The sequence below is a fragment of the Burkholderia sp. BCC1988 genome (genome assembly GCF_905339895.1).
Taxonomy (GTDB): domain Bacteria; phylum Pseudomonadota; class Gammaproteobacteria; order Burkholderiales; family Burkholderiaceae; genus Burkholderia.
Genome location: NZ_CAJPHA010000034.1, coordinates 38652 through 64097 on the forward strand (window position 1 = coordinate 38652; position 25446 = coordinate 64097).

22 protein-coding genes and 1 pseudogene are annotated in these 25446 nt (G+C 58.9%); 13 read left to right on the top strand and 10 right to left on the bottom strand.

The annotated features are described in order from the left end of the window. Window positions 1-161: 161 nt before the first annotated feature. Complete coding sequence (locus U4012_RS33070; protein ID WP_321803892.1) at window positions 162-566, top strand: hypothetical protein; 405 nt, start codon at window positions 162-164, stop codon at window positions 564-566. A gap of 670 nt (window positions 567-1236) precedes the next feature. After that, window positions 1237-3045, top strand: a complete 1809-nt coding sequence (locus tag U4012_RS33075) for an AAA family ATPase (RefSeq protein WP_321803894.1) — start codon at window positions 1237-1239, stop codon at window positions 3043-3045. A 216-nt stretch (window positions 3046-3261) separates the two neighbouring features. Here the strand turns inward: U4012_RS33075 and U4012_RS33080 are convergent, their stop codons facing one another. The 4 genes from U4012_RS33080 to U4012_RS33095 all read right to left on the bottom strand — a co-directional run bounded on the left by U4012_RS33080 (window position 3262) and on the right by U4012_RS33095 (window position 4801). After that, window positions 3262-3522: a pyocin activator PrtN family protein gene (locus tag U4012_RS33080; RefSeq protein WP_321803896.1), complete on the bottom strand. Its 261-nt coding sequence runs from the start codon at window positions 3520-3522 to the stop codon at window positions 3262-3264. 139 nt (window positions 3523-3661) lie between these two features. Continuing rightward, a complete protein-coding gene (locus tag U4012_RS33085) occupies window positions 3662-3958 on the bottom strand; it encodes a hypothetical protein (protein ID WP_321803898.1) in 297 nt (98 codons plus the stop codon). Then, window positions 3951-4121, bottom strand: coding sequence for a hypothetical protein (locus U4012_RS33090; RefSeq protein ID WP_321803900.1), 171 nt, complete (start codon window positions 4119-4121; stop codon window positions 3951-3953). Before U4012_RS33090 ends, U4012_RS33085 begins: the two co-directional genes overlap by 8 nt. Window positions 4122-4606: 485 nt before the next feature. Then, the gene (locus tag U4012_RS33095) at window positions 4607-4801 is read right to left on the bottom strand and encodes a hypothetical protein (RefSeq protein WP_321803902.1); all 195 of its coding nucleotides are present in this window, start codon (window positions 4799-4801) and stop codon (window positions 4607-4609) included. Window positions 4802-5059: 258 nt separating this feature from the next. On the opposite strand from U4012_RS33095, the gene U4012_RS33100 reads away from it, so the two are divergent. Then, a complete protein-coding gene (locus U4012_RS33100; protein WP_321803904.1) occupies window positions 5060-5509 on the top strand; it encodes a hypothetical protein in 450 nt (149 codons plus the stop codon). 25 nt (window positions 5510-5534) lie between these two features. Here the strand turns inward: U4012_RS33100 and U4012_RS33105 are convergent, their stop codons facing one another. After that, window positions 5535-5669, bottom strand: a complete 135-nt coding sequence (locus tag U4012_RS33105) for a hypothetical protein (RefSeq protein WP_321803906.1) — start codon at window positions 5667-5669, stop codon at window positions 5535-5537. Window positions 5670-5904: 235 nt separating this feature from the next. After that, window positions 5905-6126, bottom strand: coding sequence for a hypothetical protein (locus U4012_RS33110; protein ID WP_321803908.1), 222 nt, complete (start codon window positions 6124-6126; stop codon window positions 5905-5907). Between the two features lie 471 nt (window positions 6127-6597). Here U4012_RS33110 and U4012_RS33115 point away from each other — a divergent pair, with 471 nt between their 5' ends. From U4012_RS33115 to U4012_RS33125, 3 genes are all read left to right on the top strand, one after another. Further along, a complete protein-coding gene (locus U4012_RS33115; RefSeq protein ID WP_321803910.1) occupies window positions 6598-7128 on the top strand; it encodes a hypothetical protein in 531 nt (176 codons plus the stop codon). 109 nt (window positions 7129-7237) lie between these two features. Further along, complete coding sequence (locus U4012_RS33120) at window positions 7238-7627, top strand: hypothetical protein (protein WP_321803912.1); 390 nt, start codon at window positions 7238-7240, stop codon at window positions 7625-7627. A gap of 17 nt (window positions 7628-7644) precedes the next feature. Beyond that, entirely contained in the window at window positions 7645-8010 is a 366-nt protein-coding gene (locus tag U4012_RS33125; protein ID WP_321803914.1) for a zinc ribbon domain-containing protein, read from the top strand. A gap of 395 nt (window positions 8011-8405) precedes the next feature. On the opposite strand, the gene U4012_RS33130 is transcribed toward U4012_RS33125, so the two are convergent. Both U4012_RS33130 and U4012_RS33135 read right to left on the bottom strand, forming a co-directional pair. After that, the gene (locus U4012_RS33130) at window positions 8406-10337 is read right to left on the bottom strand and encodes a hypothetical protein (RefSeq protein ID WP_321803916.1); all 1932 of its coding nucleotides are present in this window, start codon (window positions 10335-10337) and stop codon (window positions 8406-8408) included. 155 nt (window positions 10338-10492) lie between these two features. After that, on the bottom strand, window positions 10493-11377 hold the full coding sequence (locus U4012_RS33135) for a hypothetical protein (protein WP_321803918.1): 885 nt from the start codon (window positions 11375-11377) through the stop codon (window positions 10493-10495). A 345-nt stretch (window positions 11378-11722) separates the two neighbouring features. On the opposite strand from U4012_RS33135, the pseudogene U4012_RS33140 reads away from it, so the two are divergent. The 7 genes and pseudogenes from U4012_RS33140 to U4012_RS33170 all read left to right on the top strand — a co-directional run bounded on the left by U4012_RS33140 (window position 11723) and on the right by U4012_RS33170 (window position 22836). Then, window positions 11723-12314, top strand: a pseudogene (locus U4012_RS33140) (recombinase family protein). Between the two features lie 178 nt (window positions 12315-12492). Next, window positions 12493-12768 carry a hypothetical protein gene (locus tag U4012_RS33145; RefSeq protein WP_321803920.1) on the top strand — a complete coding sequence of 92 codons (276 nt, stop codon included), beginning with the start codon at window positions 12493-12495 and terminating at the stop codon, window positions 12766-12768. A gap of 309 nt (window positions 12769-13077) precedes the next feature. Continuing rightward, the gene (locus tag U4012_RS33150; RefSeq protein ID WP_321803922.1) at window positions 13078-15354 is read left to right on the top strand and encodes a hypothetical protein; all 2277 of its coding nucleotides are present in this window, start codon (window positions 13078-13080) and stop codon (window positions 15352-15354) included. Window positions 15355-16645: 1291 nt separating this feature from the next. After that, window positions 16646-19153 carry a type VI secretion system Vgr family protein gene (locus U4012_RS33155; RefSeq protein ID WP_321803924.1) on the top strand — a complete coding sequence of 836 codons (2508 nt, stop codon included), beginning with the start codon at window positions 16646-16648 and terminating at the stop codon, window positions 19151-19153. A 60-nt stretch (window positions 19154-19213) separates the two neighbouring features. Then, window positions 19214-22030 carry a glycoside hydrolase family 104 protein gene (locus U4012_RS33160; protein ID WP_321803926.1) on the top strand — a complete coding sequence of 939 codons (2817 nt, stop codon included), beginning with the start codon at window positions 19214-19216 and terminating at the stop codon, window positions 22028-22030. Window positions 22031-22035: 5 nt separating this feature from the next. After that, window positions 22036-22575 carry a hypothetical protein gene (locus tag U4012_RS33165; RefSeq protein ID WP_321803928.1) on the top strand — a complete coding sequence of 180 codons (540 nt, stop codon included), beginning with the start codon at window positions 22036-22038 and terminating at the stop codon, window positions 22573-22575. 9 nt (window positions 22576-22584) lie between these two features. Further along, a complete protein-coding gene (locus U4012_RS33170; protein WP_321803930.1) occupies window positions 22585-22836 on the top strand; it encodes a PAAR domain-containing protein in 252 nt (83 codons plus the stop codon). Window positions 22837-22982: 146 nt separating this feature from the next. Here the strand turns inward: U4012_RS33170 and U4012_RS33175 are convergent, their stop codons facing one another. Together U4012_RS33175 and U4012_RS33180 are read right to left on the bottom strand one after the other, a co-directional pair. Then, window positions 22983-24998, bottom strand: coding sequence for a sodium:solute symporter family protein (locus U4012_RS33175; RefSeq protein ID WP_321803932.1), 2016 nt, complete (start codon window positions 24996-24998; stop codon window positions 22983-22985). 3 nt (window positions 24999-25001) lie between these two features. Further along, complete coding sequence (locus U4012_RS33180; protein WP_124489532.1) at window positions 25002-25346, bottom strand: DUF4212 domain-containing protein; 345 nt, start codon at window positions 25344-25346, stop codon at window positions 25002-25004. Window positions 25347-25446 lie beyond the last annotated feature (100 nt).

The following is a 25446-nucleotide window of genomic DNA, read 5'->3' on the forward strand; positions in this document are numbered from 1 at the left end:
CGCGGTGTTGCGCTGGCGTTTGGCTGTGCGGTGATGCGCAATTAAACGCGAGCGCAACGAAAACGCAGGTTGCCGGGCCAAATTCGGGCGCTTGTATGTCGGCGGCAGGATCTTGTTGAGAGAACGCTAACCCATAGACGCCTTATGTCAGGAGAACCTACATGCACGAACAAACAAGGCTAGTGTCTGATGTGCAGGAAGGGGATGCGGGCCGTGATCGGCTGAATCGTGTCTACGCGGCAATCCTCGGCGCCCGGCTATCCGGCAAGCGGGACCCTCAGCAGGTACTCGGGGAAGATATCAAACTGCTGGTCGCCCATAGCGACGGAATTCTCGAGGTTTACGCACCAGGCTACGACACCTTCGCGAACTATCACGACACGGTCTATTGGGCTTGGACGAAGATCGGGGGCGGTCGATCGATGAATTTTCATTGTTCTGGATTCACCGCGCATACCGATGGTGACGCGCTATGGTTCGGAGCTCATCAAGGTTCGCGCGTCTATATTGCCCCCCTGTTTCGATCGCCGCCATCCGATGGTCACGGAGCATCGCAAATGTGCTGAAATTGAAGGTGCGGCATGCGTGTCCTGCCTCGGGCGCTAGCGGTGGTGGTCCGCGGCCGTTGGGGATTGGCCCGGCAGCAACGGAGCGACTGGGCATCGTCGCCAAGCAAGTGCGCTGGCTTGCAATGTGGCGTCGACGTAACAACAATAGAAATTTGAACCGAAGCGGGGGTGAGCGTGATGAATACTCGGCCTATGCAAGCAAAGGGGAATCGCACGCCCGTCATGGCGCCGGATTTAACGCGGGCGCTGCATGGGCTTAAAGTCCGCTTCATCGCATGGCAGATCGCCGTCGACGTGGCGCTATTTGTCGCGCTCAAAGCGACGCACGCTATCTAGTCAGCTTGCCCGCTGGTGCGCAAGCGCATAGCGCCGCTTTGGGAGGCTCGCGGCCTGATGCAGGCGGGAGGTATATCCGATTTGCCGGCGTTCCGGTGCACGTCGATCCGGAAGGCGATGAACGTGCCTGCGATGCATGACCGGGCAGCCCGATTTTTGGGTCCCTACCCGGCGGGCCCCCATGCGGGTAACGCGCGACCCCCTGTTCGATCCTACGTGTATCAATTTGATTTGGTTGGCAGGCTGGGCTCGCGGTTGTCAATTGCTGGCTAGTTGACAACCGTGCATCAGCAGCCTTATTAAAAAATTATTCGCGAAAGAGGAGCGCTTTATGTATTTCAAGGATATTGAGATAGAGAATACCGGACCAATTGATCACGTGAAAATTGAATTTTACGACGGAGTCGAAAATCCAAAGCCGATGATTATAGTTGGGGAGAATGGATCCGGAAAAAGCATTCTTCTCTCCAATATTGTGAATTGCATGCTGGCAGCCAAGCAGGAAGTGTTTGATGATTCCGAGGTCGAGAAAGGAAAAGTTTATAAATACAGAAGCCCAAGCTACATTAAGAGCGGAAAATACTATTCCTTCTGCCACATCAATTTCACCGGGCAAATAAATCTTACCGAGTGGCAACTCCTGAACACCAGGAAATATTTCGAAGAGAATTTTTCATTCAGCCCAGCGAGAAAAGACTGGGCCAACATCCCCATCAATGAAACATCTCGATTCTGGGCGAATTTTAATCAACACCTAGACGAGACGAATAAATTTGTAAAAAATCAGTGCGCCCTTTATTTCCCAGTTAATAGGTTTGAAGACCCCGGCTGGCTAAATATAGATAATTTGACCTCAAGAGCAAGGTACACTGAGCTAAAGAGGGTTTCTGGTTACTCGAACCGAGCCATTATTTGCACATCACCCCTGAAAGAAAATCGTGATTGGCTGCTAGATCTCCTGTTTGACCGGCAGGCTTTTGAGATACAGATATCGCCCCTCAGCTCGCAATTGGCCTATGGGCGGCAGCCACAACTGGTCCAAGTTTTTTCAGGATACAGAGGCCAAAGCAATGCAATCTATGATGCGATACTGCGCCTACTGAAAGTCGTTTTGAGGGAAACCGGAAACATTCGCCTCGGGATTGGAACCAGAAAAAATCGACAAATTTCGATAATGAAAGACGAGGCCGCATGGATCCCCAATTTGTTTCAGCTATCCACCGGCGAAGCGCAATTGTTGAATTTGTTTTTGTCAATTTTAAGAGATTACGATCTTTCTGGTGGCGAATTCTCTGATTTAGCTGACGTAAAGGGGGTTGTTGTTATCGATGAAATTGACGCACATCTTCACACGGAACATCAAATTTCAGTACTTCCCGAGTTGATCGCATCATTCCCGAAGGTTCAGTTTATCATAACGACGCACTCCCCTCTTTTTCTAATGGGAATGGAGGCGAAGCTTGGTGAAAATGGATTCAATATCGTTGACATGCCTCGGGGAAATAGGATCGTCGCATCCGATTTTTCCGAATTTGTCGAGGCCCACAAGGCATTCAAAGAAACGGAAAAGTACAGAGAAGATGTAAGCTCCGAGCTGGTCCGACTGTCGAGGCCAATAGTTTATGTTGAGGGCGATTACGATATTAGATATTTGGAGCGCGCCGCTGCCCTTTTGAATAAACAAGAAATTCTCGATCGGGTTGAGCTTGCAGATGCGGACGGATATGGGAATTTGGATAAAATATGGAGGTCATGGAACAATCAAATATCCTCGGCCATACCGGGAAAAATAATATTGATATATGATTGCGATACGAACAAGCAAAACTCCAATAACAACAGAGTCTTTCGGCGTGTTGTTCCAACGATAAGAGAAAACCCTATCCAAGTTGGCGTAGAGAATCTCTTCCCAAGGGAGACAATCGAGAAGCTTGAGGCAGCCAACCCTCGCTTCATAGACGTCTGCCCCGAAAGTACGAGCCGGATCAGAGGTGAAGAGGTTGTGACACCGCAGTCCAAGTCCGTAAACAGGGATGAGAAGCGCAATGTCTGCGACTGGCTGTGTGAGCACGGCGAGCTCGAAGATTTTGTAAACTTCGGAACAGTGTTCTCAATCATTGAAGAAATAGTTGAGGCGTGACTAGTCCAAAGCGCTGGCGATAGGTGGGTAAAAAGATGGGTAGAATTCACTCACTTAGATGAATGGCTTTCTATAATTGGGTTGTTGGCGGACCCTCTCTCCGCCAGGACATCAATGAATACGGGCCTCTCGGCCCGTTTTTCATTTCTACCCGCCAAACATCCCCCCTAAAATCGAAGTTGCATTTCCGCAACTTGCGCGATGGATTCGTGATCGTCAGTCGCAAAGCTGACGGCACTCCTTCACGGCGGCGGCGCGTCGCTCGTCGATGTACGCAGCCAGATCCTCGATGTGCACACCCTTGAAACCCTTCTGCGACTTCTCCATCCGGACGATCGGCAGGCGGATTTCGCCGGCACCGATCTTTCGCAGGAGCGTCGCGACGGTGAGCGGCGCGAAGTAGTCGCGGCACACGTCGGCGATCGGCACGACCGCCTGGCCGTCATACTGCGCGAGCAACAGGAAGGACGTTTTCATTGCGCCACCCTCTCGATGAAAGGAGCCGCAACTGCGGCCCATGTGTTAGCGCCGCCCCGTCTCCCGTAAAAAAGAGGGGCCTCTAGGGTTCTGAAATTGCCTTGGCCCCTGGCGACGGGGGATTCGGCCGCGCCGACCGTTACCGGTGCAGCGCCTCTTCGATGATGGCGCGGTCCTCGGGCTCGCGGCCGTCATCGCGGATCGGCATGAGCGCTGAGTCAGGCGTGAAATCCGAGACTCGGTCGCATCCGGCGTCCGAATAGTCGTCGATGTGGGCCAGTCGGATCAGCCGGCCGCACGTCTCGACACGCCAATACGTCTCGCCCGCATCCACGTCGGTGAGGCCGGTCACGTTGACGATCAGCCCGATGTTCTCGGCGTGTACCGACCTGAGCAGGATCGCCATGTCACCGGGGCGGCAGCGCGCCTTAGCCATGATGCACCTCCACGCGGGCCAGTTCGGCGAGGCGGCGCAGCGCGTCGCCAGTCACGTCGAGCGCCGCGCTGTCGGACGAAGCGAGCGCGGCCGCGCGCAGGGCTGCACGGATGATTTCGAGGGGGGATTGCGATTGCTCGGGACGAGCGAGGGCTTGGCGCATGGTGCGGCCTCCACGGGTAGTTCAACGAACCCGGTCCCGTCGCCAAACGGGTGAGCGGGCACTGAGCGGGGTTGGCGAACCGGTACCCGTGGAAACCGGCAGACCCGAAGGTCTCCCTGCCCAGGCCCGCCCATTGAAGGCGTGCAAAGGCGTGCGCAAAAACAAAAGCCGCGCGAATAACGGCGCGGCTTGCTTGCGCCACGAGTTGATCAGGTCGCCAAACCCGAGCCGCTGTTGTCTCAGCGGCGATTCCACTCTAGTCCGCGAATCGGGGCGCGTCAAGTGCCAGCCCGCGCGCCCGGCGTTACCTCCGCTTCCTCGTTGCGAGGTAGATCGGCGGCCGCGGCAGATCTTCGCGCGAAAGATGCCAACAATCCATATTTCGTCCCGTGCACGATGCGCGCGCGGTTGGATCGGGTCGAAGGGTAGCGCCCACGCGGTACGCCGCGCGCGGGCGCGGAACGCATGCCTAAAGCGACGCGCGATTACGGGTGCAGCCGCTTGGCAGCTTCGTGCGCGAGGTGCTCGATGTCCGCGATCGTCAGCTTGTCAAGTTGATGATGCGGCTCCAACGGGAAGTTGACGCTGATCGAGTTGCCCTTGTCGTCTTGGAGCATCGCGATGAGGTGGACCGGGGTGGCGTGGCGGTTGAAGCCAACGTTATTCAGTTTCAGGGACATTGTTTTTCCTTACGTAAGAGTTGACCGCGACAGCGTGTGGCGCCTGCGGCCCCTATAAATTAAGGGCGCAATGTTTCCCTTCAATACCCCACCTTCAAAATTCACGTAATTGTCACGCTGGAGCACCCACTTGCATCGCGTGAAGGTACGCTATCGTTGGCAGTATCCCCGAGTGGACCATCCGTGCCTACACGCCCCATTCGGCCGCACCGCCCTCCCCCAGAGGACATCGAAATGCCATCCAAACGAAAAGCTCCCGTGCTGCCCGTCTACCGGCAGCCGTCGGAACTCGATAGGCTCAAGAACGAGAATCGGCGGCTCAGGGACACGTTGTTCGTCACGCGCGAGAGCCTCATTGACCTCATGGACCCGCAGGACCTGCTGAGTGGGTATCTGGGCGTCCGCGACGACGTCCAGCTGGAGACCTGGCGGCGTGCGGCCTTGACGGCAGTGATGGAGACTGCCCAGGTTCGGCCCGGCGCGGAAATGGGCGACCCGCGTTGGCCGCGCGCTCTATGCCCGCTCTGCCGACAGGGTGCGCAAGGCGCGCGCGACGTCAGGGGATTCGCGGTGCCTGCAGGGCTGCGTCGGCACCTCCTCGGCGAACTCAATTCCCAGCAGTGCCCGATATTTCGCGCCGCCGAGGCCATTGCACTCGAAAACATCTACGACATCGCGCAGGGGCGCCCGCAGCCAAATTGGAGCTGACGCGACCTGTGGCAACGCGTACCGCCTAGACGGCACCGAGCGCCTTTACCCATCGCGGCGCGTCGATGCTGTCGATCTCGGCTATCGCCGTCGCCCGGGCGAATTCGACAGTCGCGCATTCGACGCCAGGAATGCGCCGACCGGTCAGCACGTCGGACACGCAGAAACCGCCGCATCAGCCCACTGGGCGATGAACCGCCCATGTGCGACCGCGATGCTCAAACGCAACGCCCACTGTCTCGACGTTGCCCCATTCCATCGCTGCGGCGAAGACGATGCCCGCGACAAGCTGCGGCGCCGGCGCGCCGCGCGGCATACGCGTTCTACGAGGGCGCCCCATATCAGCCGTTCCTCCGCATAGCCTGCGAGATTGACGCGCCGGCCATCGCCGCGATCTAGCTTTGCGTGCGCAGGTCAGTTCCGCCAGGCAGCACGAACTGGTTCGAGACGTTGACGTTGCCCGGGTTGTACGGCGAGTTCAGGTGTGCCGGCACGATCGCTTCGCCCTGGTGGATCTGCGCGATCATGTCGTTCGGCACGTAGGGCGTGCCCACGTCGAACGACGCTAGGCCCATCGACAACGACGCAGGAAAGAATGAGAAAAAGATCGATCGCATGCGTTGGCGCTTCCACTGCGCTTCTCTTTTCGCTGTCGGGGTGCATCTCAACCGAATCGGTTGAACAGAGGCCGCTGACCTTTGCCGCAGAGACCACAAAGAGCGCCGACGTGTACTCGACCTGCGTATATGAACAATGGGCCGAGATTACGCCCAATGCGCACCGCTTCTCACGCCCGGACGGTTACCGGGTGCGGAGCTACACCGGGGCACTCCTCGATGTCACCACGACAGCGACCGGCGCACACGTCGAACTAAGGGAGCCGCCGCTTGACTTCTGGGCTCAGGAGAAAGCGGCAAGAGGCTGCCTATAGGCAACAACGGGCCGATGACACCAAAGGAGGCCCACGTCATCGTTTTTGGGCCTATTTTTGAAACCGGTTGCACAAGCCCGAGGACATGGCCCCGCACCTCATAACCTTGGCCGGCGTACTCGAAGAATGGGCAACCGACATCTAACGTACGAAGAACATGAGTGACAGTATTTGTCGCTGGGGAGGTCGTGGTGACATTGAACCCGTCGTGCATCGCTTCCAGTTCGTCACCCTTGCCTTTGATAAGACGCAGACGGTGTTCCGGTTGCCCCAATGGCGCTGGCCGGTCATAGGGCCGTATAACGGGTTCAGCGGCGGCGCGCGCATCCGGGGCTGGCAACTGAATCACTTCTATCGACAGAACGGCTGGCTCCATTACGACGGCGTGTGTTCGGTGACGGGCGCGGTGTGCGACGCGGCCCTTCACGACGAGGACTACTTGCGGCCGTGGACCGCATACCCCGTCTCGAAGCGCGCGCACACGCTGATTCACACTCGCGCCCGCTTTCCGAAAGCATGGGCCGCATTTCTCGCTAACGAGGCGCTGCCCGACACGTGGGCCAAGAGCCTTTCACCTGATGGCGACGTCGCGACTGTTGACCGAGATTGCCGCGTCGTCCACTTGCTCGAACATGCGCCACATCCTCCTTGGGTCGTCGTGCCCGAAAACGAATTCGACCGCCGCTAACGCGGCGCAGAACAAGTAAGGGCTGTCGCCGTGACATCACGTCACTGATGCCAGACCTGCCTGTACAGCTTCATTTCCACAACAACACCTGAAACCACGGAGCCACATAATGAGTTCGCTCAAAGTCCTTTTCCCTCTGTTGCTTGCTGCCAGCCTTGCGGCCTGTGCCGGCCTGCAATCGCCTCCGAAAAGCCGCTCCTCCACAGCCGTCCCGATCACCTGTGCGAGCGCAAAATCCTGTGAATCGATGTGGATAGCGGCTGGAGACGCACTTCAAAATTCGAGCGGCATGAAGCTGCGCCTTGTGACCGAGTCACGCTTGGAAACATTCACGGAAAACAACTACGGGCGGATGCTCGGCACCGCGACGAAACGGCCGATGCCTGACGGTTCATATCAGATCGTCGCCTCTTTCAGTTGTTACTCGTATCCGGGGTGTGATGCCGACTATGCTGCTTACGAATTTAACGCGTTGGTCAATATGGCCGGCTCACGTTGATCAAGGAGACGCATCTCATGGAACCACTGACAGGCTTCATCCTGTACGCAGTCTTTGCTCTGCTCGTGGCGGCCATCGCGAAGAAGAAGGGCTTGCGCGGATGGGTGTATTTCCTCGCCGTTGTCGTCCTTGGCCCGGTGGTTGTGATGGGGACATCGGTGGTGACACAGGGGACCGCGAACGGCACCCTTGCTGCGACGCTGGCGTTCCTCGTGCCTGTTGTCGCGCTCGTTGTGGTGTTGCTCGCCAAGAACGGGCAGCAGATCGCGGCCGAGACCGGAAAGTTTGGCGACTACCGCAAGTGCCCGTTCTGTGCCGAGCCGGTGCGGAACGAAGCCGTCAAATGCAAGCATTGCGGCTCGGCGCTCGATCCGGCGGAATGAGGCACAACGTCAGGGAAGGTAACCTAGGTCCAAGCTTGATGGGACGTGCCGGAGTGCGCGCTTTTGGACGGGAGCGCCGGCACGACGTTTGAGCCAACTGACCGGCGCGTTGATCCATCGCACCGCGCGTGTCGGTCCAAAACCGTCCGCTTTTGGACATCTGCCGATGACGTGTCCAAAAGCCTGCCCAGCGCTCGCGTACACTCTTCCAATGTTTTGCACATCGTTTTCGGACACGAGGCGGACCAGCTGAGTTTCGCTCGCCGGGCGAGGAAATTTCGCTTCGGTCCGGTTGGTTTCGCCCGCAGCGCGCCGCGTGTGGGTCCCATGTCGGGCCAAGTGCGGACATTGACGACCCCTGGATGGGCGACGCGGCCTCAACGCATTGCCCGCTCCTACACTTCTTCGAACAAAGAGGACTTGTAGGAAATATTCCAGCGAGGCTGGCCGCCTACGGCAAGAGTGAGCTGGAAGCGCTCGGGCGCTTCCGAACGACGCTCCGCCAACGGGATTTCCGTGATGGTAATCGGCGCGGCCATCTTTTGCTGTATGCAATGTGCAGTTACGTTCTCAACAAAACAACACACGCGGTCAAGCATCGCTTGCACAAATTCCGTGACCGGCTGGCCGGCGACGACGGGTTCGACTGCGACGATGTTCGCGCCCGAGGTGTCATACGTGACGCGTGGCAAGGACCAGTTGTTGTGCTCCAGATCGTTGCGACTCTTGATAAGCCGCTCTGACCACGTCTGCCGACACTTCTCTAGATAATCTGCTAGCAGCGGATCGGTTGCCTTCAGTGCAGCAATACCGCGCTCAAAAGCAGGTTGCTGCTTGAACATGAAGCCGATGTCTATGCCGAGGTGCATCGTGAGTCCCTGCATGCCTTGCTTGATGACGCGCGCGGCACTGTTGAGGAAGTGCTCCACCTGCTTCCTAAGTTCCTTGTCGATGTTTTCGTCAATGTGGATTGCCACACCTTGCCGCCGCACGACTTCCCCGGCGGCGACTTTGCGCGCATGCCCTGCCCAGAGCTCGGATATTTCTTTAGCCGCCGTTCGCGCCGTGAATAGCGAGTTTGGGACGAAGTCAAAAGCCTTGTCGAAGCTTTCGCGCGCCACAGGATCGGGATAAACGGCGTCGCGCAGCCGCATGAGGCCCATGAACAGACGCGCCATGAAGGGTGACGCCGAGCCCTCGTCGGCGAGCTTCTGAACGATCCACTGACTCTGCGGTTGATTTACCAGCATGTTTGACCGTTGCTGAAACCGAGTCAGCATGTCGCCGAAATCTGCCGATGTAATTGGTAGGACATACGAAATTTGTAAATCATCCGGCCGGGTGATAACTCCGGCCTTCAGTATGTCGTGCCTCCCGAAGAACGGCAGCAGGCCGAGCAGCGGCAATTTACCCTTAAGAAGGATCGTGCCCCCGTCCTGCCACGGGATAAGTTGAATCGTGGCCATGTGTTGCCCGCGCCGGTCCGTGATCTGAAACGGCGGCGCTGGCACAAAGCGGTCTTGGTACTGATTGCGTGGAACGGGACTTAGGTTGCCCTTGAGGTCGTACTGATAGCCGCAAACCACCACAGCCGTGTTCGGTACGCCGTCCAGCAATTCGATGAAGTTGGAAAGCTTCGCGCCCGGCGAGAAGATGCCCAGGTGAGCGACAACAAAAGACATCATCTTGTTGAAGGTGAACGCGCCCGTCGGCCTCAGAACGATCAGGACGTACACCGCCGGTATGTAGTTGTTGAGCGCACCTTCTGCTGGCGGCAGATAGTCGCCGCTCAGTGACTCTCCCGGAAACTGCGCCGCATATTGGATCGCGCCCATCGAAGCAACGACGATCATGTCAGGCCATTCCCTGCTCGGAGTCGCGGCGTTGAGTCGCTCAAGCTCTTCGGCAAAAGCCTCCAGCGGCAAATCCGACCTCTGAGCGTAGATCACGCCGAGTGTTACGGTCGTCGTCGGCGTATCCAGCTTCGGTGCTGGCGATTTCTTCAGCCGCTTCGCGCGTGCAACGCGCGCGTAAGCTGCTCGGAAGTTGTCGATCGTCAGACTGTCGGTCGCGTCAGCAACGACTGCCGTAGAATCCGCCGGCACTTGCGCAGGAGTTGCAGCCGGCGACGTTTCCTTCGCCGCGTACACGACAGCTGCGAAGGTATCTGACACCGCGCCGTCAGCATCGATAACGCTGGCAGACGCTACCTTGTACGGCCATCCGACGTACCGTTCGATTCCCGCTCGCAAGGCGGCTGAAAGAGTCCCTGCGCAGACGGCGGCGACTTGGCGTCCAGTCTCAAGGACCTCTTGGGCGATTGCCATCTCACGTGCTCCTTAGTCGGTTGGCGTATGCCGAGAGATTTGAATTCCACGGATTCTAGGTCAAAGCGGCCAACTCCTTAGTGAGGTCCGCTTTGCGTTGCGGCCGATCGGCGTCAGGCCGAAACCGATCGTGAAATATATTTTTCTCAATCTGCCTATATCTCGGCCAGTCGCGAAAGCACCCTGCATCGGGAGCCAATTCTCGCAGCTACGGCGACAAGCATTTCCCGGAGGGCTCCGTCCGAGGTGACGATCACGTCGCAGTAGGCGACCGCCAGCACGCCGAACTGGACGTCAATGCCGTCCGATCGTCTGAGCCTGCGCTGACCTGCGATTCGATGCCGATAGGTCTGTTCCTCAGCGTGGAACGCTGGGCAGTGCAGGTAGGCGTCGTCGATGTGCTCAAGGAGGAAGTTGACCAACACTTCGCGTCGCCGCTGATCAATCCATGCGTTGTCCGCCTGATTCCGCTCGGGCAGCAGTTCCATCAACCACTGCTGGTCGATCAGCTGCTCGTCGCGTTCTACGACGCCATCGATAAACGCTTGACGGCCAGCCGCAGCCGCCGCTGGTCCATCATCGAGCGCGACGTCAAGATGTCGGCGCAGGTTGGAATTAGTCAGCATCTCCACGCCGTCGCGGAAGCTCTCGCCTACGAAAGGAATCGCGGGGTTGCGCGGGCTGGCGAAGGTTGCCCACATTTGCGCTGGCGTGTCGAAGAATGGGCTGACCTCCTCGATGCGGTATGGGTGGTCGTCGTACCGGAGAGCCGCATATCGTACGACCTCCTGTACCTGAACGAGACGCGGGTTTGCGCAGTAGAGCGGCCGGATATTCGTAATGAACTCAATGCAGCCGTCCTTCGTTTCCTGGCGGCCAGCCCGCGCCGTCTCGTACATGTTCCAGACCGATACTGCAAAGCGGTGCTCGTCCGCCCTGACGGTCTCCGCGACACGACCGCGTTCAGCGTCCGCGTCGGCGACGCGAGTATGCCCCGCGATGTCGGAGACGAAGTTGTGATCGAGATAGATAAGGCCCATCTTTGCACGCGCGATTGAATGCAGATGCAACTAGTGTATCGCGGCCCGAACGCGGCGCGTCCAACCCCGAAATCGGGCGATGGCTGGGCTGCCGTGAGGCGGGAGATATGCGCCTCTCACGTCCCATGATCCGGCCCGCTGTAGGGCCGATAACGCGTTACCCCGCGCCGCCGATCAAGTGTCCGTTGCTCTTTGAGAGAGGCCGCTCGTTGCCGGCGCGGCAACTCGGATTCACGCAGCGTGTCGTTAGTTGACCATCGGGGTATGGCATCTCGACGACAAGCTTGACGCACGGCACCAAGGGGTTAATGTTCGGCCATCTTTGTTCGATGGGGGGGCGCGAAGTTGAGCCGAGTCTTTGCCTACTGCCGGGTCTCGACAGCCGAGCAGACAACAGACAATCAAGTCGTCGAAATCCGTGCAGCCGGCTTCAACATTGACCCACGCCGCGTCGTTGCCGAGTGCGTGTCCGGCTCGATTGCAGCGAAACAACGGGCCGGATTCACGAAGCTGCTCGATCGGCTGGAAGAAGGCGACGTGCTGATCGTCACCAAACTCGACAGGCTTGGCCGTAATGCGATGGATGTCCGGGCGACGGTCGAGGAGCTGGCGGCGGTGGGCGTCCGCGTCCATTGCCTCGCGCTGGGCGGGGCGGACCTCACAAGCGCAGCCGGCAAGATGACGATGATGGTGCTGATTGCGGTCGCAGAGTTCGAACGTGATTTGCTGCTGGAGCGCACCGCCGCCGGGCTCGCTCGTGCGCGTGAGACCGGCAAAGTGCTGGGCCGGCAAGGCGTTGAGCGACAAGCAGGAAGCGTTGGCACTGGCGCGCCTTGCCGAGGGGCAGCCAGTGGCCGCCGTCGCCCGCGAGTTGAATACGAGCCGCCAGACCATCATGCGGTTGCGTGCGCGCGGCGATATGGTCAGCGTGCGGTGAGGGTGGTCTGTGGGACCGCGCAGTTTGGTCGCTGCGGCCGAGCAGTTCGGTCCCACAGACCACCCTTCCCTCCTCATGACACTGCTCCACCAATGCAAGGGTCGTCATCCTCGTCGGCCAAAATGCCGACTGCTTTCCTCTCTTGTGCAATCGGTTTCAAAATAAGGAAAACGTAGAAATGAGCATCACCACCATCCGGCGGTCCTCGCGACGCCTGTTCAAACAGTTCAGCAACGTCCCGAACGGCATCCCGGTCACTGAATCCGGCCGAGTGGTCTACAGCGTCGATCCGTTACACGCCGAAATCCTGCTGGCCCACCGTCTCGCTTATCGGAGCCAAGACCCGCGCAGCGGCGGGCTGCGCCTCTACAACGACACCTTTTTGTCTGAGGTCCACGCCGTGCTGTCGCGCCGCCCGGAGGACATCGATCTGCCGGCTTCGTTCGGGCGCTGAGCCCGATCTAGGCTTAGCGGACTGCATCGCAGCGCCGGCGCGCTAGCAGGCTGGCGGCCCGGGACAACAAGTAACATGCGGCATGTACGCAGTACGCGCTGCGACCTGCCTTTTGAAACCGGTTGCGCGACTTCTGGTACAAAGCGGCTACTGCCAGCACGACCAACAAGACATCTGCAAAGTAAGGCGGCCGGCACTTAGCGCCAAAGGATGCCCGCTGTCTGTTCCTGGTCGCGGGCCAGCAGTAGGTGAGTATGTCAGCGGCGAAGCAACCGTGTCATAAGAAGCATATATACCGGAGCCCGTATCGTGATAAGTAATCGAGTTGAGAAATTAAAATTCCTAGTTGATGAGATGCAAATTGCATTTCATCTCGCGACACATGTCGACGACCCTTTCGTTGCACGTACCCTTGCCCGTCACATTCTGGTGCGAGCGGAAAATTTTATCGAGCACGCGCGAGGCCTGCGGAAACCGCTCAAAAATGGGGGACATGACACAAGGCGATTTCATGAGATAAAGGAAGCTTATGCCAGCAACTTCGCTGAATATTTCAAAGTATCTAGAGATCGGCTTGGCGCGCACGTACAAGACTTTGACTTTGGCAAACGGATTGAGCTTTGGAACGACATTGAGATAGTGAAAATCGGGTTTTTCGTAGAGGGCGCTCAGGAGATTTACGAAAGCTTGGCGCCCTTTAACTTAGCTGGATTCGTTTCGTACACGGCCCCGCCCGAGCTTGCCGATCCACGCGTTGTTGAAGCGTTGCACCAGTACCAACGAACAATTGATCAAAGCAAGCGAGTCGAGATGGGTGTGGACTCACTGGCGATGGCCCGCAGCAATACAACTGCAGCACTGAATACGACCCCAGTGCATGCGCGGGCAGCTCAGCTCGCACTGATACGTCGCTGGGTCAGCATGCAGAGAGAACTCCTCGCAAAGTTCGCTGCTCATCAGTCTATCGCTCGAATCCTCAAGGCCCGGATCGTCACAGACATTGTCAGCTTCTGCGATTGCCTTGTGACCCGTCCAGTTGCGGTCGGAGCCCCCCAACAAATGGACGGATTGGACAAACTGGTTCGGGAGAGCGGCCAGTCGTCGGCTTCGATTGATCAATTTGTCGCCGCCTCGAATTTCCAGTCCGAACTCGAAACGGCGCGCAACGTTCGTAACGTCATCGGCGCCCATCTCGAAATCGGCGATGCGCATATGCTCCCATCACTCATTGGGAACCTAGACGCCTACGATCTAAATCAGGGACTTAGCTTTTATGAACGCGTCAGTGCCTCGTTCATAAAAGCATGTCATAGCGTCCTATTTCTGCGAATGTATGCGGCCGATGGTCAGCGCATATATGGTGTTACCGCTGGTGGCGGGCAGGTGGTACCGTTCTCTGGCGAAAATATCGCCACTCAACCGCCGCAAGAAGCGCCTCCAATCAACGACGAAGAAGCTTATCGCAAGTATCTCATTCAGTGGCTCGACGGCGATGAGGTGCAAAGAGGCGATGCACGGCAGTTCTTTTGGAATGCTTTCCAAGCCTCACAGTCGGTGGAGACGATCGACGAAATCGAGAATTTCGGCTCGGGCCATCGACTATCCAAGCACGAGTTCCGAAAGGTACATCAGTTTCTCGCGGCGACTTTGGCAGAACAACTTTCGGATTCGGACTTCAGGGGAATTCTTGAACTCATTCTTTCTTGCCGAAGCGGTTGGCCGTACCCGCTAGCAGAGATTCTCGTCCGCTATGGTCAAGGCGCTCCGGCGTCAAGGCGATTGTTGGTCTGTCACGTACTCGGCGAGCTTGGCAGTGCTCCGCATGAGTCGGTGAATAAGTTTCTCCAAGAATGCGCCAGTTCCAAAAGCTGGCCTATTCGTCTCGATGCGACGCTCGCTCGCTACAAGACCTTCGTGAAAACCGAAGGCGTTCATAGGGTGAATCACCGTGGGCACGTGAACGTGGAATACGATGCCTATGTAGATTCACTGATTCAGCCAATGTCGCCTTCTGAGCGATTTATATGTTTGCTCGCTTTTGCCAGCATCCTCAGCGGACCGGGAATTGGTTCGTTGTCTTCTCCATTTAAAGACAACTATATTGAACTTCAAAATCAGATCCAATCCCAATGTCTGCTTCATTTGAAGGACGATGACAATCATTCAAAAGCGACCACGCTTAAGCAACTTGTCGACACCAACGACTATGTTGGCGTCTGCATCCTAGTGGCGCTCGATCTAGATGGTGGCGACAAGAATCCGCTTTATAACGCACTGGTCGATAGTTGTTGTTACGGCTCAATCGTTACCGCTGGCCACGCGCAGGCGACGCGCCACCTTGCGATGTGCTTTCTTCTAAAGAAGGAGCATCGTATTGCGTTTGAGATTGCCGATGGACTCGCCTCCAGCCATCCGGAATGGGTCGATATACAGATTCTCGTAGCGGAGATCCTCGGCGAAACTCGTGGAGCGGAAGACGACGCCCTACAAAGGGTCTCTACGATTCGCAATGCGTACAGGTTGACTGCCGAGTTGGAAGCACGCCTAAGCGCGGTGGAAGCAGAGATCGCTCAGCGGAAACCGTAGCGATACCGAGGGCCGAGTTCAGGCAGTCCATCGTTCCCTATCTCCTAAGGTCGGCGTCGGGCTCGATGATGCCGGCGCGTCCGCTTGCGGAGCCTCAAAGCGGGCCGCTTCCGCAAGCAGTGGCGCGACGCCTCTCGGCCCGAACTGAACCCGACGATCAGGACATCGTCTATCCGACCGAGTCCAACGTTCTACATTTGAAACCGGTTGCAAGCTTGACTGGTACACAGCCGTTGGTACACTGATATTTCGTCAATGGGGCCAAGCCATTGATTTGTCGAGGATTGCCATACGCGGGGAGCCTATCCCCCTCTCTCCGCCAGAATCAATGAAAAGGCCCCGCAAGATCGATCGATTTTGCGGGGCTTTTTTGCGACATGCGACGTGGAATCAAGTCGCGTTGGCCGCCCTCTTCCCTGCTTCCGCGACCGATCATGGCAATGGGCCAGTCGCCGCGCGGTTGTTCCGTGCCCCTGTCACGCCGGCGCGCCCCCTGGAGGCGTTAGAGCGTCGACCCGACATCAACGTTTTCGTCACGGCGTACCAGACCGACAGCGTGTGGTTGCCGATCGCCCGTCGCTTCGGAGACGTGCTGTCGGTATCCATCGGGTTCGACAGCATTCTCCTTATTCATCTAGCCGCCCGATAGATTCGCCATATATGCGCGTAGGTATTGCACGAAACAAAATGGCGTCGCTCTATCAAACCAATGGACGTACGGTCCTGCAAATTTCACTGCCCCCTTCAATTTCGTCCCAATCGAATGCAACAGCTCGCGCATAACCACGATGGGTTGCCAGAATTTCAATCGCCGCCCAACTTTACGTAACGATTTGTGAACTTCGTTGATTCAGAGTATTCACTTATCACGGGATCGCTGACAGTCGATGAGGCTTGCAGACGTGTACTAGCCGAATCGGCGAAACATAGTGCACGCACCGAAAAACGTTGATCCGGGGCTTCGTACAGTCGTAGTTTTCTTATTAAAGCCAGCCGCATCTCTCGATAAGCATCGAATCTTCTCAAAAAGATGCCGGCAGCAGCGTTGAGAAAATCTTCAAAGATCGTTGTCACACAGTTACCGCGCCGAACTGGCTTCGGTATGATTTTCTGAGCAATCAAGCGCGGGGCTCACCGCCTCCAATGCTCGATGGAGCGACACCTATTTAAATAGAACATCTCAAATATATCTCCGTTTATTCCGAAAGATAAATTTGCCGCAATTACGCAGCTCCGATGTTCAGATATTCGGTGACGGTCGGGCGCGTTTTCCATGAACCGGGGTGACCGAATGGGCCGGGAAGTCTTGCTGAAGGTGCTGCGCGGCGGCTACGCGCAGTTCGATCGCGTCATCAAACTTGACACGCCGCTCGGCGACGACTGGCTCGTGCCGCTGTACGTCAAGATCAACGCACGGCTCGGCCGCAATTTCGAGGTGACCGTCGACGCATCGTCCGTCGTGGGCGACAAAATCAAGCTCAACGCCCTGATGCTGCAACCTGTCACGCTGTGGATCCGCCAGACGGGCGGCCGCTATCTGCCGATCCACGGCTACGTGCAACGCGCCCGTCGCGTCGGAAACGACGGGGCCGTCTCGTATTTCCAGCTCCAGTTCTCCTCCTGGTTGAGCTTTTTGAAACTCGGCAGCGATCGGCGCGACTGGCAGGAAGCCAGCGGCTGGCAGATTCTCACCGACGTATTCGACAAGCATCCGCAAGCTTCCGGCAACCATGGTCGGGAACTGCGCACGGCGATGCGCTCGTATTCGCACCGCGTGCAGTGGGAAACCGACTGGAATTTCGTGCATCGGAGCCTGGAGGAAGTCGGTGTGTTTCCGCGCTTCGATTTCGCGCAGGACGGCAAGTCGCACAAGGTCATCATGATGGACGACCTGTATTTCGGACCTTCTCTGCCGAATGCGGAGATAAAGTTCAGCCACGCGGGCACCGACGAGGATTTCGACGGGCTCACCCAGTTGAGCGAACAGCAGGACGTCCAGAGCGCGACACTCACGCTCGGAACGGCCGACTACAAGCGGCCGGACCTCGACAAACAGGTCAGCACGCCGGCGGCGGATCTGGATGATTTGCCCGGTCAAGGCGAAGACTATCTGTATACGGGCTCGCAGACCTGGGCCAAATCCGATGTCGGACAACAACAGGCCCGCATTCGAACCGAAGAATGGGCTTCGCGTACGAAGCGCTATTTCGCGATCGGCAGTCCGCGCTACGCGCTGCCCGGCTACTGGTTCAGGGTATCCGGGCATCCTCTCTTCGATGCGCTGCCAGCGGACGAGCGCGAGTTGTCGATCATCGCGAGCGACTGGCTGATCCAGAACAACGTGCCGGGAATGGATGCGCTCACGCGATTCCCGCGCAGCCTGCGCAGCGAAATCGAACAGGCCCAGTCCACCGGGGCCGGTACGACCGTGAGCCACCGCGATGGCGGCGTCGGATTCTTTCACGTCGAGATCGAAGCGCAGCGCCGCAAGACACCCTTTCGCAGCCCGTTCGAGCATCAGAAGCCGGAGATGCACTTGCAGACGGCGATCGTCGTAACCGACCGCAACGAGGAAATCGTCACGGACGACGGCAACCGTGTGCGGGTCCGGACATCGAACAGCCGGAACGATCGCAATACGAAGTCGACGTCGTGGATCCGGGCGGCGATGCCGGACGCAGGCGCAAGGCGTGGCGGTTATTTTCCGTTGCGCAAAGATGATCAGGTGCTCCTGGGCTTCGTGAACGGCGATTGCGACCGGCCGGTCATCATCTCGCGATTGCATGGTGGCGCAACGATGCCGGTATGGCATACCCATGGCCTGCTGTCCGGCTTCCGCTCCCGCGAATATGGTGGCGACGGTTTCAACCAGTTCGTCATGGATGACTCGAGCGGTCAGAACCGCGTCCACCTTTACTCGTCGAGCTACAGCTCTCATCTGCATTTGGGCTATCTGATCGAGCAGAGCGACAACACGCGCGGCACGTTCCTTGGCAACGGGTTCGACCTGAAATCCGGCGCGTACGGCGCGGTGCGCGCCGAGCAAGGCCTCTATGTGTCGACGCAGCCGGCCACCGCGCAGCCGCTGAACGTAACGGCCGCAACCGAGCCGCTCGCCGGTGCGGAGGCCGTGTTCGAAGCCGCGTCGAGGGCCAGCGAAACGAACCGCGCCGAAAGCCTGCACGACGGCCAGGCCGCGCTGAAGTCGTTCACCGACGCGACGCAGCGCACGATCGCTGGCGCGACCGGCGGTGGCCGCACAGCCGGCGGCGGCACCGGCAACGCGAATGGTTTTGCGAAGCCGGTGATGCTGCTATCGAGTCCTGAAGGGATCGCCGCGTCGACGCAGCAATCGGTGCATGTCACGGCAAACCAGCACGCGAACGTCGTGGCAGGCAGGAACATCAACCTGGCGGCCGGCAAGGCGTTGCTGGCCAGTGTGCTGGACAAGATCAGCCTGTTCGCGCAGAACCTCGGCATCAAGATTTTCGCCGCAAAGGGGCCGGTGGACATTCAGGCGCAGAGCGGCTCCGTTTCACTGGTCGGCCTGCAAGACGTAAAGATCGAAAGTGCGGACGGACGTCTGATTCTGACGGCTGCGGAGGAAGTGTGGATCGGCGCGGGTGGCTCGTATATCCGCATCAAGGGCGGGCTGATCGAGAACGTGACGACCGGGCAGATCCTCGAAAAATGCGGAAGCTGGGACAAACCGGGCGGTGCGAGCGGAGCGATTCGCGATCCGTTGCAGACAACGCCGGTGTCGACCGATGGCGGCCGCGGCTCACTCTTCTCCGGTTGACGCCAGGCCCGCCACCACCCGAGCAGCAAGAAAAACGAGAACCGAGAGATTCCGGGAAACATGAGCAATAGCCACCCTACCCCGAAGCCCATCGCGCCGGCCCGACCGGCGTCTCCCCCGAGCACACGTGCGGCATCACCTTACACACCGCTGAACTGGGCTTTTCCGTTCACGCCGGTCGGCAAGGATGACCCGGCCAACCCGATGACCTACATGAAGGCGTTGGCAGCCGCCGAGGACGGGTTCTATCCGTTGGGCGCGAACGGCATGTGGCACGGCGGCATCCACTTCGACCAGAACACGGCTGCGCGATTGAGGCAAGGCGACGGGATCCGCGCGATCGCCGACGGTGACGTCGTCGCGTACCGGCTGGACAGCAAGTATCCGGAGCAGCGCTATCAGGACGGCCGACACGCGTTGTACTCGACGGGGTTCGTGTTGATCCGTCATCGATTGCAGTTGCCGCCTGTGCCCCCACCGCCGAAGGCGAACGCGGCGAAGGATTCCTCAACGCAGCCGAAGACATCATCGACCACGCCCACGCCGCCAGCTCCGTCGGCGACTACGAACGCGACTGCGAGCAAGCCGGCACCGGACGAAACGCTGACGTTCTTCAGCCTGTACATGCATACGATGGACTGGAACACATACCGGTCTGCGGCTGAACAGGCGAAAGTCGCACCGGTCGGCCGGTCCGGGCCGAACATCGGACCGATGCCGTATTGGGAGGGCGATCGCTACTATGTCGTCGGCAACAAGGCAAACGACAAGCAGAACGCTCCGCGGCCGAAAGCGCCGGTACCGTCGCTGCGCGACACGATCAATCGCGACGTGCTCGGGGACTTCATCCAGAGCGATTTCAAGAAACTGCCGGAACCGGAAGAAAGCGACAAGGATGCGACGCCGCTCCCGCCCCCGATCACGGGTATCCGCATCCGCGATCTGCCGAGCGGCAAGATCATCGGCATTCTGCCGCGCGGGTCGGAGTTGACCATATCGGACACTGACGAACGGGCACAAGCGAAACCAGGCTGGGCGAAAATCAAGTCCATCAAGTCGGGCACGCCGGCCGCGGCGGTCGTCGGCGCGCCGGCGTCGCCGCACGCGCCGTACGGATACGTCTTCCTCGGGGAACTCGATCCGATCGTCGACCCGAAGCCGCTAGACGTGGTCGTCGTGCTGAAGCATCCATACAGGGTGAAGGCCGGCGACGTGATCGGCCGGCTCGGCCACTATCTGCGCTATCCGGATGCGAAGCTGCTGCCGCCGAAACCGAACCGGTCGCTGCTGCACCTCGAAGTATTTGCAGGCCCCGAACTCGAATCGTTCATCCAGAAGAGCCGTGATCGCGCAAAGCATCTGCCGGCGTCCAAAGCGTTGCTGGAAATCTCGCCTGGAGCGCAGTTGGTTACCCATTTGCCGGAGCCCGCTCACAAGCTGCAACCGGGCACCAAGCTCGTACCACTCGCCGCCGACGCAAAGGGAAAGTGGGTGAAGGTACAACCGAAAACGGCCGCCCCTGGACACGGCAATCGTCGCACGAAGCCGGTTTTCTACGACACCGGTACGCCTGTATGGGTCGACGGAAGCCTCGCCAATACGACCCTCACCACGATCGTGCCCGCCTGGAAGGACTTCCCGCTGAGCTTTTCGAGTGCGAAAGGCCCCGGAGCGGATTTCCGCGCCGTGTTTCGCACCGTCGATCTGGACAAGAACATCGCGCAGGACGACCAAGGGCGTCGCTGGTATTACGTGACGATCGGCACCAGGGACGGCGGCACGCGTGACGGATGGGTGTGCGAACAAGATCATCCGCTCGTGCGCATGTGCGGGCCGTGGGACTGGCCGGGCTTCGAGCTGATCGACAACAGCAGCATCAAGCCGCTCGACATGCTCAAGCGTTACATCTACGTCGCCGAGCAGTTCCTAGTCGACGAAGACAAGACCGAATTCGAGACGAGCGCAGCGACGGTCAACAGCAGCCCGCTCATCGCGAAACTCGAAAAGGCGATCGACGCGAACCACGACGGGAAAGTGACCGCCCAGGAACTGAAGCACGCGCAGGAAACCCCGTGGACGGCGGAAGCCCTCTCCCACCTCGTCGTACGGGGCGAGAGCGAATGGGGCGGCGGCCTGGGCAAGTGGGAGGCGTTGTCTCCGCTCATGAAGAAGCTGTTATGGCTGTGGAAGACCGAAATCGAGCGGATCGGAAAATTGCAGTGGTGGGAGCAGGTCACCGGTGTGGAGGGGTTCCCGAAGGAGCCAAATCCGTGGCATTTTCATCCGATTGGTTTGGTTGGAAACTTTATGGCCAGCGCTGGAGGGACTATCACTTTGGAAGAAGCACGAGTCAGAGCGTTCCTTCGGATGATCCGCGTTGGAGAAGGTACTCGTGGACTGGATAGTTATGAACGGCTATTTGGGGGGCAATCCTTTATCAAGGATTACGGGCGCACCTTTGACGATCACCCTCACATAATGATAACCAGATTGATCCGTGGGCGAAGCGTTACCTCCTCTGCCGCAGGAGCATATCAAGTTATGGGATATAACTGGGATGGTAACGACAGCAAGGCGTACCGAAAAATGGCACGCATCACAGATTTCTCTCCTGTCTCTCAAGACAGGTACTGTGTCGCCCTGCTCAAGTTTAAACGACATGCGCTTGATGTCGTAAAGAACGGAGATCTAGACAGCGCAATATACAAATATCAATGCAATCTAGAATGGGCGAGTCTCCCCGGCGACAAATATGATCAAGGGGGAGTTACAATGCAATCTGTGCGAGCACACTTCCAGAAGTTCGTTGATGAAGAGCTCGCGGGGCAAACAGAATTAGCCGTTCCAATTGGCGGACTAGACGACTTGATCAAGTGAAGACAATGAAACACAAGATCTCTATAGTTACGACAGCCATCCTCCTGGGGATGGCGACCACCGCGCAGCCCCAGACTCTTTCCAGCAAATTTTCCAATTACAGCACCCCAATATACACGGGGAAACTAAAAATACCAGATTATTACAAGAAAACTGACGATGGCTGGCGCGATGACGAGGGAAAATTGGTCGACACCCCCAACATCAATTTTGCAGGGAAGTATTTCATAGGAAGGCATAGTTGCGGAACGGAGTGCATTTACTACTCTCTATCCGACCTGACCACTGGAAAAGACTACAACTACCTGGACATGTTTTCATCGGGGGGAGACACACCAACCCGGACGCGAGATGGGAGGCGCTATTTTACTGAATTGATAAGCATGGCGAGCAGTCGACTGCTCATTGCAAAATATCACATTGCCGCCTCCCCCGGACGCAGCGAAGAATGCAGACAGAAAGAATTTGAACTCAACAATTCAGGAAAAATCTCGCCAACGTTAAAAAATACTACACGCTGCAACGATCGAATTACCAACCCTTGAGATTTCACCATGATCGATTTAATCCGCGTCGGAGACGGGACGGCCCACGGTGGCAAGGTCGAAACAGGTTCCACGAGAATGCGTTTCGACGGCCGCTACGTCGCGCGCAAAGGTGATCGCGTGTCGTGCCCACAGCATCCCGACGTCTCGCCCAATATCATCGAAGAAGGCGACTCATCGATGACGGACGACGGGATCCCGATCGCCCGTCATGGACACCGCGCGACGTGTGGCTGTCACCTGATTTCGAGTCTCACCTGATCGTTTAGCCAGGTGTTGCTCCCGCCATGTGAAGCGATCATCTCCGAATTTCCGCGTCGCTCTTGTTCGCCGTCGCAGACGAGAACATGAAACCGGTTGAATCCGGAGCAAATCAAGCGGCTTCTCCGCAGGCGCGCCGCCCCCCCTCACGGATGCCGAATGTAATCCACCAACGCCCGCGTATACTCATCCGGCTGCCGATCGAACAGGCTGACTGCGATCGCCACCGCGAACCCCGCCGGCACGCCGAACACGCCTGAACTGATCGGCTCGATCCCGAACCATGTCTGCCCGGCGAATCCGGTGAGCTGCGTGAAATACGGATACGTCGACACGATGTAGTACACGCACACCGCGAGCCCCGTCACCATCCCGGCGATCGCACCGCGCGTCGTCGTCCGCTTCCAGAACACCCCAAGCACGAGCACCGGAAAGAAACTCGACGCCGCGAGCGAAAACGCCGCACCGACCAGAAACAGGATCTTCCCTGTATTGAGCGACGCGACATACGACGCGAACAGCGCGACACCGAGCAGCAAGACCTTCGAGATCGTCACGCGCCGCTGGCTCGATGCATCCGGCGCGACCATGCAGTAATAGACGTCGTGCGACAGCGCATTCGCGATCGTCAGCAGCAACCCGTCCGCGGTCGACAGCGCAGCAGCCAGCGCACCGGCCGCAATCAACCCCGACACGACATACGGCAGCCCCGCGATCTCCGGCGCGGCGAGCACGACCATGTCCGGCTGCATCTGGATCTCGGACCAGTGCACGATGCCGTCGCGAACCACCTCGACGACGCTGATCAGGTCCGGCTCGAAGTGATGCCACTGCGTGACCCACGCGGGCAATTCAGCGGTCGGTCGCCCGACGAGGTTGGTCAGAATCTCGTACTTGATCATCACCGCGAGCACCGGCACGCTCAGGTAGAACAGCGCGATGAAGAACAGCGTCCAGCCGACCGAACGCCGCGCGGATGCGACCGACGTCGTCGTGTTGTAGCGCGTGAGGATGTGCGGCAGGCTCGCGGTGCCGAGCGACAGGCACAGCAACAGCGCAAGGAAATTCCGCTCGCGCGGCTTGCGGTCGTCGTCGTTCGCCGCGGGAAACGGCTCGTGCATCGGCACGGGCGGCTCGGCGCGTGCCAGCAGGTCGTCGCGCGCCTGGGTCCAGGTCACGCGCGCCGCCGTCGGGTCGCGCGGAAAGTCCGCCAGCTCGCGCTCGCGCTGGTTGATCTCGCGCAGCGGCCCGTTGTGGCGCCGCAGGTCCGCGAGCTGGTCGACGAGTTGTCGGCGTGCATCCGCATACGATGCAGGCAAGCGATCGAGCTGCGCCTGCACGGCCGCCGCCTGCCGGCGATACGCATCGCGCACCTGCTGCTCCTCGGCCGCGTCGCGCAGCTGCGCCTCGCGCGCCGCCACGCGTTCCATCAGCTTGCCGTAATTGAACTGCGGCACCGGCCCGATCCCGTTCTTCATCGCGATCAGCGACACGGGAATCAGGATCGCGCTGATCAGGATGATGTACTGCGCGACCTGCGTCCACGTGACCGCGCGCATTCCGCCGAGAAACGAACACACGAGAATGCCCGCGAGCCCGCAGAAGATCCCGATCGCGAAATCGACGCCGATGAAGCGCGTCGCGATCAGCCCGATCCCCTGGATCTGCGCGACCAGATAGACGAACGAGCACAGGATCGCCGCGCCGGCAGCGAGCGCGCGCACGGCGGTGCTCGAAAAGCGCGTGCCGAGGAAATCGGGAATCGTGTAGCGCGCGAGCTTGCGCACGTACGGCGCAAGCAGGAACGCAACGAGGCAGAACCCGCCGGTCCACCCCATCACGTACGCGAGCGCATCGTAGCCGGTTGCGTAGAGCGAGCCGGCAAGGCCGATGAACGACGCCGCCGACAGCCAGTCGGCCGCCGTCGCCATCCCGTTGAACGCGGATGGCACGCGCCGCCCGGCCACGTAGTATTCGACGAGATCGGACGTGCGCGACAGCAGCCCGATCACCGCATACACGGCGATCGGCACGAACAGGAACACATAGCCGATCCACACGCCGGAGCCGGCCGCGCGCTCGATCCGCCACAGCAGCAGCACGAACCCGAGAAAGCCGAGTGTGTAAAGCGCGTACGCGCGAATCAGTCGATGCGTCAGCATGGATCAGCGAGCATGGTGCGCATTGCCCGCGTGCGCGGCATGTTCGTCGTACGCGCGCCGCAGCATGCGGTCCGCGCGTTGCATCAAGCCGATGTAGACGACGATCAGCACGAGATACACGAGAATCGCGCCCTGCGCGCCGACATAGAACGGCAGGCTGAAACCGGCGAAGCGAATGCCCGCGAGCGCGGGCGCGAAGAACGGCACGACGAACGACACCGTGAAGCCGATCGCCATCAGCACCAGGATCAGTGCGACGTTGAAGCGCCAATAACGCGCATGCGCACGCGCGAGCGGCTCGGGAACGGGCGGTGGCGCGGCAGGCGCCGGACGGTGCGGAACGGTCATGCCGTTATTTAGCAAAAAGCCCCTGCGCGGGCAATCGGGATTGCCGCGCAGGGGCCCGTGTGCGCAACGTGCGCAACAGGCGCGATCAGCGCACTTCGGC